Annotated in this window: 8 protein-coding genes; 5 read left to right on the forward strand and 3 right to left on the reverse strand. The window is 59.0% G+C overall.

All coding sequences use genetic code 11. The annotated features are described in order from the left end of the window. Nucleotides 1–37 precede the first annotated feature (37 nt). From BGI51_RS23750 to BGI51_RS06550, 4 genes are all read left to right on the forward strand, one after another. A complete protein-coding gene (locus BGI51_RS23750) occupies nt 38–1,954 on the forward strand; it encodes a DUF4214 domain-containing protein (protein ID WP_187980646.1) in 1,917 nt (638 codons plus the stop codon). 176 nt (nt 1,955–2,130) lie between these two features. After that, nucleotides 2,131–2,415, forward strand: a complete 285-nt coding sequence (locus BGI51_RS06540; protein ID WP_187980647.1) for a hypothetical protein — start codon at nt 2,131–2,133, stop codon at nt 2,413–2,415. 111 nt (nt 2,416–2,526) lie between these two features. After that, the gene (locus tag BGI51_RS06545; RefSeq protein ID WP_187980648.1) at nt 2,527–3,198 is read left to right on the forward strand and encodes a hypothetical protein; all 672 of its coding nucleotides are present in this window, start codon (nt 2,527–2,529) and stop codon (nt 3,196–3,198) included. An 18-nt stretch (nt 3,199–3,216) separates the two neighbouring features. Then, nucleotides 3,217–4,215, forward strand: a complete 999-nt coding sequence (locus BGI51_RS06550; protein ID WP_187980649.1) for a hypothetical protein — start codon at nt 3,217–3,219, stop codon at nt 4,213–4,215. 57 nt (nt 4,216–4,272) lie between these two features. Here the strand turns inward: BGI51_RS06550 and BGI51_RS06555 are convergent, their stop codons facing one another. After that, nucleotides 4,273–5,529, reverse strand: a complete 1,257-nt coding sequence (locus BGI51_RS06555; protein ID WP_187980650.1) for a DUF4214 domain-containing protein — start codon at nt 5,527–5,529, stop codon at nt 4,273–4,275. A 766-nt stretch (nt 5,530–6,295) separates the two neighbouring features. Continuing rightward, on the reverse strand, nt 6,296–7,849 hold the full coding sequence (locus BGI51_RS06560) for a beta strand repeat-containing protein (protein WP_187980651.1): 1,554 nt from the start codon (nt 7,847–7,849) through the stop codon (nt 6,296–6,298). A 1,090-nt stretch (nt 7,850–8,939) separates the two neighbouring features. Here BGI51_RS06560 and BGI51_RS06565 point away from each other — a divergent pair. Further along, the gene (locus tag BGI51_RS06565) at nt 8,940–10,574 is read left to right on the forward strand and encodes a DUF4214 domain-containing protein (RefSeq protein WP_187980652.1); all 1,635 of its coding nucleotides are present in this window, start codon (nt 8,940–8,942) and stop codon (nt 10,572–10,574) included. 199 nt (nt 10,575–10,773) lie between these two features. Here BGI51_RS06565 and BGI51_RS06570 read toward each other — a convergent pair whose 3' ends face one another. Continuing rightward, nucleotides 10,774–13,317, reverse strand: a complete 2,544-nt coding sequence (locus BGI51_RS06570) for a bluetail domain-containing putative surface protein (protein ID WP_187980653.1) — start codon at nt 13,315–13,317, stop codon at nt 10,774–10,776. Nucleotides 13,318–13,422: the final 105 nt, after the last annotated feature.

Raw genomic sequence — 13,422 nt, forward strand, 5'->3', positions numbered from 1 at the left:
CCTCAAGGATGAGATCCCGCTGCCTTGAGAGCCCTGCATGAGTGACCTGTACCGCTCGTTTCCTGCTACCGGCAACCCCGTCGTCGATGGCCAACTGATCGGCAACGCCTGGAACACCCAGGCCCTGACCTATAGTTTCGCCTACGGCGATATCAATCGGAATGGCATCCCCGACTTCAATGAGGGCGACTGGCAGGATTTCTATCGCGAGATCCTGGCCAATGCCAGTGCCTTCACCAACCTGACCTTCACCCAGGTCGCCGAGCCCGGCAACATCAACTTCCGTCTGCGTGAAGGTGGCGGCGGCGAGGCCGGCATTCCGGCGCCCGGCGTGACCAGCGTCGACTCCGTGGTAGGCATCGACCCCAATGTGCCGGGGTCTGCCGCCGTCGTGCGGCTGGGCACCTATTCGGAAACCTGGTTTCACGAACTCGGGCATTCACTGGGACTCAAGCATCCCCACGATGAAAGCAATGGCATCGCGCCCCTGCCGGGCGTGACCGATCCCGCCAGCAAGGGCACCGGCCACCTCAATTCCCAGATCTATTCGGTGATGGGCTACACCTATCCCTTCTGGGGCGAAGACAATCCCTTCACACCGCAGGTGGATTTCGACACCTCGCTCAATGCCCAGCCGGGCTCCTTCGGCGCCCTCGACATCGCGGCGCTGCAAGCCATGTACGGCGCCCGGCGCAGCGCGACGGGCAACGACGTCTATACCTTCAGCGACGATGTCGATGCCAACCGCGGCTATACCACGCTCTGGGATACCGGCGGGATCGACGAGATCCGCTACACCGGCACCAGCCGCGCCAAGCTCGACCTTCGCCCGGCTACCTTACAGGCGGAAGTAGGCGGTGGCGGCTGGCTCTCCACGTCGGAAACCCTGACCGGTGGCTTCACCATCGCCCATGGCGTGCTCATCGAGAACGCCACCGGCGGCCCGGCGGCCGACCTGCTGATCGGCAACGACAGCGGCAACCTGCTCAAGGGCCTGGGTGGCAACGACCGGCTGCAGGGCTTCGCCGGCAATGACATCCTGGAAGGCGGTGATGGCGACGATATCCTGGAGGGCGGCGCCGGCAACGACCAGCTGTTCGGCGGCACTGGCAACGACACGGCCGTCTTCTCCGGCGCGCGCAGCCTTTATTCGATCCTGCAGCAGCTCAATGGCGTGCTGACCTTCACCGACCTGCGCAGTGGCGCCCCGGATGGTCGGGACAGCGTGCTCGGGGTCGAGAACTTCCAGTTCGCCGACGGGGTGCTCAGCCTTGCCGCGCTGAATCCGGGGCAACCCTCGCCCGGGGCTGCGCCGACCCCCACGATTTCCGTGGCCGACCCCAGCATCCCCACCGTCAGCCTCACGCTTCCGGGTCTGTCCGACAACCAGACCGACCTTCTCGTGGCGCTCTATGTCGCGGCCTTCAACCGTGCGCCTGATTTCGCCGGGATCAGCTACTGGTCCGGCGAAGTGAGCAGCCAGACCGGTACCCTGGGCAAGGTAGCCGCCAGCCTCTATGCCGCCGGTCAGCAGAACGGCGAGGCCGGGACCCAGCTCGACAACGGCGCCTACGTGGACTTTCTCTACCAGAATGTCCTGGGTCGCCCCGCCGACGCGGCGGGCCTGGCCTACTGGACGGCCGACCTGGACCAAGGCGCGCCCCGTGACAGCTTCATCGCCACCTACCTCACCGCCGCCCTCGAACACCAGAGCGATGCCACGCACCTGGCCGCCCGCGTCGCCGTGGCCAAGTACGCAGCGCGCCTCGATCAGCAGGGCGAGCGCCCGGATCTTGCCGGCGTCCTCACTACCGTGACCGATGGCCAGTCGGCCCAGGCCCGCATCGATCAGCTTCAACAACAGCATCCGGGCGTCGAACTCACCCAGGGCCAGCCGCTGGTGGGTCTGGTCGGACTGCCCCAGGACCCGCTGTCGAACGCTGTCGTCGGCTGATCCGCACCCGAGCAGGGATGCTCGGCGGTGCCTTTGGCATTTGAGCACAGCGAACGCCGCCGAAGCCTGACCTTCCTGAACCGACGCGATCTCGAAGCCCTCTGGAATGAACCTCTCCTGACCCGGGCGTTCTATTGAATCCCGACAGCGCGCTGTCTCTTCCAAGAGGACCTGTCATGAAAGACGCTATCGATCAGCTCATCGCCGCCTTCGATCCGCACGCCTGCCAGGCGGTAGCGCGCCAGGCGGATCAGAGTCTGGTCTTCACCGTGAACGACAAGGCCCATGGGGCCTCGGTGACCAAGGTCATACCCTGGCGCGCACTGGATTGCCAGACCACCCTGAGCACGGTGATCAAGGATATCCAGCGCGACCTCGACCACAGCACCGGCCATCTCAGCCGGGGCTGCACCCAGGATCTGCAGACTCGCGGGCCACGGATTCGACGCTACCACGACTGAGCCGCCACTATCGCGGTTTCAAATCTGCAGTGCGCAACAGCAGCCTGGTTCGCTAAAGCCAGGGCTGATCGTGCCGATAGCTGGAACATCCAAACAGACAAGGATGTTCCCATGACAGCCCATATCATCATCGAAGACGCAGTAACCCCCCAGCTGCTGACCTCGGCCATCGAGGCCTATGAATTTGATAAGGAGCGCTCTGCGCGTAAGAAAGACGGCCTAGGTAAGATCGAGACCTTCGGGCTGCTCTGGGGTTATTGCATCCCAGCCTTCGATCAGCGGCCAGCGCGGATCGTATGCACCACTGCTACGGTAGAAGTTTCAGCGGATCGCCGTCAGGACTCGGTTGCGCCTAATCTCGATTCAGTGGCTGCCAAGCGGGATATTTTCCGTCGCTACTGGCCGCAGCTCGATCTGGTCGGAACATTCCATTCACACCCTTACGAAAGCCTGGAAGAAGTTCGCTTTAATAAAGGGTGGCGTGGCAGTGAGGGAGACAAAGAGTTCTGGCCTTACTTTCACGAGACCCTGATGCCAGAACTACCCTTGATGGCACATCTAGTGGTTGCAATCTGTGCCCGCCAACGCTCGGCACCATGGGAGGCACCACAACGCTTGGAGGGAACTGAGTTTTCCTCAGGTTACGCTCTTGCCTCAGCTCGTAGACAGTTCTGGCTAAAGGGCTATGTTTCCTTCCCAAGCACTCAGGGACAGGCATGCACGAGCAATGAAGTCGAACTGGATGTAGCGTCTTTTGGCTCAGGCTTCAAATCTTTCGTGTAATTACCGACAGAGATAATCATGTTACTGAACATCGATCGCCATACCAAGGACGCCGTGCGCGCACCTGCACGCACGCTCAAGACATTCGATTTGAGCGAAGAGGATCTTCAAAACATCCTGTTCAAGACATTGGATCGCCTGATTGCCGATGACGAGCTCATCCTGCTCATGGAGTCTCGCAAATGGCAGGAAGAGCCAGATTTGATGGCTGTAGACAAGGATGGAAATCTTTTCATCTTCGAACTCAAGGCCTGGGAATCGCAGAGCTCGAATCTGCTTCAGGTACTGCGTTACGGTCAGATCTTCGGCAGCTCGACCTATCCCGATCTCAACGCGCTGTACCAGCGACAAAATCCCTCCCAAACGTTAGCACAGGCTCATGCGGCGACGTTTGGAATCGCCTTGCCGGAAGAAAAATACAATCAGCGCCAAGTTTTCGTGGTAGTAACCAACGGCGTTGACCATCGAACGCGCGAAGCCATCCGCTATTGGCGCTCTTGCAGCCTGGATGTACGGCCCTGGATTTATCGTGTCTATGAATCGGCACAACCTGGCCAAGTTCAATTGGAAATGGCAGCCTTTCGAACAGGCGATAATCCCTACGAAGATTTGGCAGGTGGTTACTGGCTATTGAACACCAATTACAGCAATAGCCCTTTAGACCACGAAGACATGCTAAAAGAAGGAAAGGCTGCTGCCTACTTCGAGCCATGGAAGCTCAAGATAGAGCGCATCCAACCTGGCGATACAGTGTTTCTCTATCGCTCAGGGAAAGGCATCGTGGGCTGGGGAAAAGCGGACAAGCACCTGCAAAAACGCAACTATCAAGATAGAATCGAAGAGGAGTATCGCCAAGAAGAATACTTTAGGCGATTACTGAATTTCCAACGCCTCAGCCAGCCGATGACTGCCGCGCGCATCAAAGCCATTACCGGCATCAATTATTGCTTTATGACAACCTTGTTCGGCCTGGATGCTGAAAGTGGCGAAAAAATTCGCCAGGCACTTTCCAGCTGATTGCAATCCAGTATAGGAGCGCCTTCTGCATCTTTGGAGCGCAGAAGGCTATCCTCTTCAAAGCTGATACTCGATCCCCTGGGCGATCTGCCCCGAGACCAGCACCCGGTTCTCTGCCGACTCCGACAGGCTGGCCAGCAGGCCCGCCGCGTCCAGCGCGCCGCTTTGCAGTTGCGAGGTCCAGTAATCCAGCCCGGCCTGTTCGGCGGTGCGGCCCAGCACATGGCCGTAGAGACTGGCGACCAGTGCCTGGGGTGCAGGCGAACTGCCATTGAGTGCCTGGAATTCGCTGCTGGCGACGAAACCGGCGGCCACCTGGTACAGGCTGGCGCCGGCATCCATCTTGTCGATCCAATAGCCCAGGCCGGGCTTGTCGGGCGTGCGGTCGAAAGCCGCTTGATAGAGACGATAGGCCTGACCGGCTACGCCTTCGGTATCCAGGGCCAGGCTGCGGTCGGTGAAATGCACGCGTTCGACGTTCTGTAGAACAACGGCGCCGTAATTACCGCCGTCCTCGTTGTACAGCACAGAGGTCTGACCTGGATTGACGGATGCGCTCTTGTAAGAAGCATTTATCGTCAGCTCGTCATGCCCAGTCAGCCCATTGATCACTGGCGCATAAGGTCCCGTATATCCGTGCCAGTCAAAGCTGATGGCGTCGTTCAAGTAGCTGCCATAAGTGAAGCCTTGATCAACAGTAATCGGATTGGACGCCACAGCATTACCTGGCGCCCCATAGAGATACTGCAAGGCCAAGAGATCGAAGGCACCGAGATGCTTGGCACCGCCGGTGTTGTAGGCCATTGCCGTATTAGCTGCCGTAGCCAGCTCGATAGGCAGATAAGGGCCCTTGTCGTATTGGCTGTATTCCCCAGGATGCTTGAGACCCAGTGCATGCCCGGTTTCGTGTACCAGCAACTGCAGACCCGGTAGACGGCTGAGGTCAGCCACCTGGGGCGTCGTCCAGTTGAACCACACCACACTGCCGCCATCCCGAGTATAGGATTCGGCTTGGTGGTCAGGTGATTTGGGCACACCGGCGCGTCCGGAATAGAGGCCGTATTGCAGCAAGCCGCCCTGCTCGACCTCTTGAAAGGTCACGCCGATCTGGCTGGAAAATTCAGTCAGCATCGAGCGCACCGCGGCCTGCTGGCCAGCATCGAGCATGCGGAAATCATCTACCGCGTAGTCACTTGGACCCTGACGCAAAAAGCTGTAGCTGATGACCGCACCCGTGCCGGGCTGGTGGTTGTAAGCCAGGCTGATACGCCCCGGCTCCAGCAGCGCATCGATTCGAATATCTCCGGTAGCCATCGTGTTTCCTCCCTGAAGCAGCCGCCCCCATGGCAGCCACCGCTAGCCTGCCTGTATAGCAAGCCGGGAGAGAAAACGATACGGAGTTCACATTTTGACAGGCAAAAGAAAAGGCCGCGCCGCGTCCGGGTTGGCCTTGAGGAGATGCAAGGAAGGTCGAGGGCTCATGGGCGCCTCGTTATCGGCGATAGGAAACCGAAAATTGACCAAGCGTTCAATCCAGGCACGACGTGCGTGCAAAGGTTTGCTATCCATTTAACGAATTTATTAAGAATTGGGGACTGAGAGATTAATTTGCAATGACAGCCGACGAAAAGCGTTGAGCTGTCAATCGTCAGGATGCCGCAGTTGGAGGGCTGCAGCTCACGCGTGGCGGGCGTTCGGAAGGGTATGCACGGGAGCATTAGTGACATCTGAGAGCATTGGAGATTTTGATGCCCCTGCCAAGTTCAGACCGAAAAGCTGTACTCATTGATCAATGAGTTTGGATGACCTCACGACCTTCACTTGATGTACCCAAGGTGCGACTGAAGGCGTGCTTGCTGTAGGAGACCACAGCCTGAACGGCAACCTATCGAGCATCGCTCAACTCGGATATTCGTACCTAGCTGATGAGATCTTGCTAAGCACCCGTAGTGCATAAACTCATTAGGATAAATCGCCTGACTCGGGCGTAGGCTCTCTATCTTGACGATTAGCTACTTAATTTATTTAAAGCAAAAAAAACGGAGAGCCGAGGCTCTCCGTTTTCACATCACTAACGCGATTAGGCGTGAGCGAAGTTGGCGCTGGTCAGGCCACCGGTGTAGCCGGTCAGCTCGATCAGACCGTCGCCAGCGGTCAGGGTGCTGGAGGCAACAGTTTGGGTCCCAGCTGCGTCGTTCAGAATGTAGGTGTTGCCATTGAACACGAAGGATACTGCAGCAGCAGCAGACGTGTGCGAAGCCAGAGTTTGGGCAGCAGCGTTAGCAGCATCAGCCAGAGTAGCGGATGCAGCAACGGTCTGAGCCTGAGCAGCAGTCAGAGTGTTGATGGCGCCAACGTTGGTGCCCAGAACGATCTTGTCGCCAGCAGCGAAGTCAGTGACCTTGATCAGATCATTGGCGATAGCGGCATTAGCGTCGGACAGGCCAGACTGAGTACCCAGGGTGAAAGAACCAACCAGGTTGGTCAGGGCGCTGACATTCAGAGTGTCGTTACCAGCACCCAGAGTGATGGAAGCAACGTGGTTAACGGTAGCGCTAGTACCAGCAACGCCGTTCAGGTTGACGATGTCGTCACCAGCACCAGCGTTCAGGGTAACGGCCTTGCTACCGGAAGAGATGCCCAGGGTATCGTTGCCCGAGCCACCAGTCAGGCTGGTCACGGAAGTCAGAGTGCTGGCATCAATGGTCAGGCCGACGGTGGAGCCAGAAGCATTGATGGTGGTCAGCGCGTCGGTACCAGTGATGGCAACGGTAGTGCTGGTAGGAGCGGTAGCAGCGCTGGACACATTCAGGGTCAGCGAGCTCAGCACGTCGGTGCTGCCGGCTTCAGTGACGTTGATGGTAGTAGTAGTACCAGTAATGTTTGCAGCGGTACCGGAAGTGCCAGCCAGGGTCAGACCGGTAACGGTGCTAGCATCGCCCAGAGTCAGAGTGGAAGCACCGCTAGCGGCGTTCAGAGCGATGGAAGCGCTGGTGGTACCGTCAGCGAACACTACGGAAGTAGCGTTGGTCAGGTTGGCATCTTGAACAGCGCTGCCATTGATAGCGAAGACCGACTTGTTAGCCAGCTGAGAAGCGGCCAGGGTGTAGAACTGAGCAGCAGTACCGATAGCGGTAGTACCAGCAGTAGCGCCAGTGTAGGTGGCCAGAGTAACGGGAGTAGCAGTGCCGTTCACAGATACAGTGACGGTAGCGGTGCTGTCAGTGAAGGCACCTTTGACGGTAGAACCGGTAGCGGTAGCGGACGAGGCAGCGGTAACCGAAGTAGCGTACTGGATCTTGCTGTCCAGCAGTACGCGGTCGGTACCGGTGGCGCCGTTGGTCAGTGCCAGGGCCAGCTTGTCGACGGTTACGTCGGTGCTGTTGATCCAGTAGTTCAGTTCGTTGCTGGCAGCGGAGCGGCCAAACAGGTTCACGTACAGCTGGTTCACAACTTGAGCGCGGGTCAGGCTGCCGAACGAAGCGGTGTATTCGGGCTGCTGAGCGAAGGAAGCACTGATCTGATCAACAGTAGCGTTGGCTTGAGCGGTCCAGTAAGCCAGGCCAGCTTTTTCAGCGGGACGGCCGAAGTAGGCCAGGTACAGGTTCTGAACTTGGGTAGCGGTAACAGCCATTTCCTTGCATCTCCTAAGATTTTGTCGAATTCGACTTCAGGCCTTCCGTCAATGGATGGGTGCCCGTCGGCCCCGGCCTGTCGCCTCACCCCAACTGCTGGGGCGAAGCCCCCATGATGGGTTTCGTTTCGATAACGGCTTTGTAAAGAGGTTCACATCCAGGATGTGCGTTCGTCGTACAAAGCAGCGGTATCGGCGGCAATCCTACACAGACCTTTGTGACGGGAACAAGCGTTTCTTCAGAGCCTTTCACGCTTTACTCAGATGGATTGATCGTACCGAGACCTATCGGGTCGACATCACCCTGAGTGCGCTGATATAGAGACTAAAGTTCTCAACCTGCTGGCATAGCCGTGGGAATCGTCGTTTAACGGTCACAAACCGCTGTAAAAAGCCATAAATCTGACGCAGACCCTTTTTTCGCTGGCTTTTGCGTCTGGACCATTCGCTCCACTTTTACGACCGTCTGCGATCGACGCCCTACCTCTCCCCTAACCAATGGTCGTGTCTACGGGCGGACGAACGGTCGCACTTCAAGTAGCCATAAGTGGGTTAAAAGCGCTCAAAACCGGCCAAAAGCTGGCCAGATGCCGCTATTAGCCAGCCAAGCTTTTTGCTGCGATCTAGCTTCCGAGCTGCATGCGAAGACGGCTTTGATCAGTTTTTAGCCTGACCCGGCTATCAAAACGTCGCTACTTGTACCTGCCGACTTGCTTCTTATGCGACCGCTTTTCTTTCTGTTCCAAAGCAGCCATTAGAAAATGCAGCTACAGAAGCGCTGCATCCTCGGCATGTTGGGCTTCGCTGCGCTCAGCGCCAACCTACGGGGAGCTGGGGCCGCGTCTGCATCCCGTTAGCTGCAATTCTTTGCACTTAACGGAAGCCTGGATGAGCCTCCGACCATCTTTACCGCTGGCGAAACGAGCGAAGCATTTAATCCTCTTTCCAGACTACTTTTCGTATAGAAGGCACTTTGCCACATCCAGCTTTTTTCATTTAGCGCAACAATCGTGAATCGTATGTCTATTTAGCCGTGATAGGTTTCACAGTCCCTGGGCACTTCGCTCAACTTTCTAGAGGGATGAAAGCTATGGCCGCTTCGGATTACACGAATCAAATCCAACAGATCTATCTCGCCTACCTGGGTCGCCCGGCGGACCCGGCAGGTCTGGCCTACTGGGCCGATCAGGTCGATAGCCAAGGAGGCGATCTGTCGTTGGTGCTTTCCGGTTTTTCCGCGTCGGAAGAGTCCGCAGCCCTGTACGGCGAGATGAGCACCAACCAGACCATCAGCTCGATCTATTCCAATCTGTTCAAGCGCGAAGCCGACGATGCTGGCGCGGCCTACTGGCAGGCGCAGATCGAAAGCGGCGCTGTCGATCAGGCCCAGGCGGCCCTGGCCATTCTGCTGGGCGCCCAGGACTCCGACGTCACGGCGGCCAACAACAAGCTCACCGCCGCCAATGCCTTCACCACCAGCGTCGCGGCGAGCGGTGCGACCGGCTACAGCGATGCGGATGCGCTGGCCGTGGGTCGCAATTTTCTGAGCAACATCGACGCCACCGACGAATCCCTGGCCAATCTCGATACAGCGGTTGCCGCCGCAGTCGCCCAGGCCACGGGCACGGATACCACGCCCACACCCGAGCCGACGCCTGAACCCGAGCCGACTCCGGCCTTCGCCGCCACTTTGGGCCAGGACGGCACCGTGACTTTCGACAATCCAGGCGCAGCCCTGACGGTCGCTCAAGAGAATGGCGGCTTCGTCTTTACCAGCGATGGCAGCTCCTCCACGGTGACAGGCACCATCAACAGCATCACCGTACCGGCCGGTACCACCCTGAGCATCGCCAGTGCCGCTGCGGCCAATATCCAGTTCCCGGGCGAAGGTACCCTTGCCTTGACCGATACCAGCGCTGATGCGGCCGCTCTGACCGCCATCAACAACGCGACTACCAGCAAAATCACCGCCGACGCCCTGACCGCGATCACTGGTGAATTGACCGCTGTGCAAGGCGTACTGGAAGCTATCACCACGGGTACGGAGCTGTCGGCTACTGGCCTGAACAGCGTGACCTTGACCGACAAGCTCACCGCCGGCGCCCTGGATAACGTGGTGTTGGCCAACACTACTACCCTGACCCTAGCGGACGTGGCCGATAACGCCCTGACGCTTACGGATCAGACGGTAGCCGCGGGCAAGACACTGACCATCGATGCATCTGCCGTCACCAGTGCGGTCACTATCGATGGTAGCGCGGAAGCCGATGGCACCCTGGTCCTTAAGGGTGGTTCTGGCGCTGACACCCTGAGCGGTGGCAAGGGTGCGGACATCCTGACTGGGGGCGCAGGTATCGATAATTTCGTCTTCGGCGCGAACAACGCCTCGACCCTCGGTGCCCTGGATACCATCACCGACTACAGAACGGCGAATACGGCCGACACCATCACCCTGCAAGGCGCTACGGTCGTGGCATCCGACCAGGCGACCGTTCAGGACCTGTCGACCGCAGGCAGCCTGGCGGATGCGCTGAACACTGCCGCCACTGGAGCAACGACCGACAACGGCCTGAGCGTCTTCCTCTTCGGGGGCGACACCTATGCCTATGTGGAGACCACCGGCAGCGGTACCACCTATGTGGAGAACGATACGCTGATCAAGCTGGCGGGCACGCCTTTCGCTGCCGGTGACAGCATCGTTGGCCTGGGTATCGCGAACGTCTGATAGCTCGGTAATAAAGAAGCCCCTGCTCCAGCGATGGAGCAGGGGCTTTTTCCATGGGCAGGGTCACGAGGGAATCACGTCGTCGCCAAGCGACTGAGGGCGTAGAGACTTGACCGTGAATCCCGGCCAACCCTGCGGTAGGCAGGCCACCACCTCTTCTTTAGAGATCCTAAGGTGGTGGCAACCCTCACACGCCGAATCAGGCAGCGATAATGAGGTGCTGGCTATCCAAAGCCCCGGTAAAGCCGGTCAGCTCGATCAGGCCGTCGCCAGTCGCTACGCCAGTCGCGGCAGAATGATCGACGAAGAGGTAGGTGTTGCCGTTGAACTGGAACAGAGTGCTATGAGCCTCGGCACCTGAAACGTTGCTAGCCGCCAATTGCAGAGCCTCCGCCAGACTGGCCGCATTGCCGACGGCATCCTGCTGGGTAGCGCTTTGGCGTACCAGACTGCCGGTTGTGGGGTCAGCGAAGACTACCGAGGCATCGAGCTTGTCGGCTGCCGAGAAGTCGGTGACCTTGATCAGACCTCGACCGATAGCCGTATTGGCGCTGGCCACCTGATCGGCATCACCGGTCGCGAAATTGCCCAGGAGATTGCTCAGACCAATCAGCTTGAGCAAGTCATTACCTGCCCCCAGCGTCATGGAGAGGCCATAGCCTGCCGATGGATCACGACCTGCCGCACCTTTGAGTATCAGGGTGTCGTCGCCCGCACCGGCATCGACGGTCAGGGCATTCTTGCCGGACGCCAGCAGCAGCTGGTCATTGCCGCTGCCACTGAGCAGGGTTTTGAGGGAGCCCGGCAGATCCTGGTAGAGCCCGCTGATCTTGAGGTTGGCGGAGGACGCAGAGGCATCGAGCCGACTCAGGGCCGTCATGTCGAAAATCTGGACTTCGGTATCCCCCCCACTGACCTTCAGGGTGAGGCTGGCAAGCTGATCGGTATAGAAGTAATCCTCGGAGATGGTCAGCTGTAAACCCGCCGAAGCTGCGGTTCCCGACAGGGTCAGGGAGGTCAGGGTGTTCGCATCGTCGAAGGTCAGCCCGGTGTGGCCCCGGGCTTCCTGCAAGGTGATCGTGGCATCCGTCACGCCAGCGTGGAAACGCAAGTGTGGCACCGGATTGCCATCGGCCAGCTCGGCAACACCCTGGCTGCCAATGCTGTACTGCGGATTGTCGTCATCGGCGACGAAACTGAAATTGCTGCCATCCAACGGGCCTGTATAGCCCGTCAACTCGACCAGACCATCCCCTACCGTCACGGTGCTACTCAAGGCGTGGTCGAGAAACAGGTAGGTGCTGCCGTGGTACTGAAAAGCCGTACTACGAGCAAGGTTGGCATCGCCAGCGGCATTGTTAGCCGCCAGTTGCAGCGCTTCGGCCAGGGTCGCAGCCGTCTCGATCTGTTGTTGCTGGGCGTCGCTCTGAGCCACGAACTGACCACCAGCGGAGAGTCCGCGGTAGTTGGCACCAAGCTCCAGGCGATCCTCGGAGGTGAAATCGGTCACCTTGACCAGCCCCTGCTGGAGGGCAGCGTTGGCGGCAGCAAGGCTATCTGCCGTACCGAGGTACATCTGCCCCAGATTGCTCAGGGTAAAGAGGCTGAAAGTGTCCTTGCCGTCGCCCAGCGTTACCGAGGTCGTATGCTGGGTGGGCTTGGTGGCGAAATAGACGTCGCTCACCTGAACCGTATCGTTACCCGCTCCAGCCTCTACGACCAGATCCCTGCCACCATGCCTGACGGTCAGGAGGTCATCACCACTGCCCGTGGTCAGCCGCGAGAGGCTGTACGAGTCATCCAGACTCAGCTCCAGACTGCCGCTAGAGGCCGCTCCATCGACGGTTGTGAGGGCATGCCAACTCGAGAGTAACAGTTTGGTTGGTACGGCCCGATCACCGCCACTGATGGCCACGTTCAATTCGGCCAGAGTATGCGGGTATGCCATGTCCGTCAGGAGCATGTATACGTTCGAGTTGGGGGCACTGCTGACGGTCCCCTGCAGCGTAAGGCTGGTCAGCGCATCCATCAGCTGGATTCTTGTACCACCAGCGGCATCGTTCAGCTGGATGGTAGTCGTCGTTGTGCCTTCTGGTAGGCGCACGTTGGTCGTCGAATTGCCCAGACCATCCTGCAAGCCCAGAGCACCGTTGAAGGCGTAGGCATAGGGATCTGCCGCAGGTACGGAAGGCGCCGGGGTAGCCGGCGCAGGTTCGACCGCCGCTACCTGGTTGGCTGCCAGTTGGTAGAACTGACCAAGGGAACCGACTTCGCGGGCGTACTGTTCGAGTGTATAGGTCGTCCCTTCAACGGTGATCGTGAGCTTCGCATCGGTGAAGGCTTCCTTTACCGATGCAATGTCACTGGCATCGCTTTGCGCTGCCGTAATCGCCGCGGCGAATTCGGTCTTGCCATCGAGCAATTCACGGTCGGTGGACTGGGCGCCGTTGACCAGGGCCAGGGCCATGCGGTCCACGCTGATGTCGTCGCTGGCGATCCAGTAGTCCAGCTCGTTGCCCTCGGCCTTGCGACCGAAGAGGTTCTGGTAGAGCTGGGCGACCACTTCTTCACGAGGAAGATCGCCATAGACGGCCTGGTATTCGGGTTGTTCGGCAAAGGAGGCGCTGAGGCCCTCGACGGTCAGGTCCGCCTGGGTACTCCAATAATCGAGGCCGGCTTGCTCGGCCGGGCGGCCGAAATAGGCGATATAGAGATTCTGAATCTGCGATGCGGTAATGGCCATGTCCCTGGTCTCCGGTAGAGGTCGTCAACGACCTCAGGCTGTCCCTAGCTGAAGGTTTGGTTGCTGATGCGAGGCAGTGACCGGTGTGGAAGCGGCCAGGTTTGC

Origin of the sequence: Pseudomonas oryzihabitans, from assembly GCF_014522265.1 — a bacterium.
Classification (GTDB): domain Bacteria; phylum Pseudomonadota; class Gammaproteobacteria; order Pseudomonadales; family Pseudomonadaceae; genus Chryseomonas; species Chryseomonas aestiva.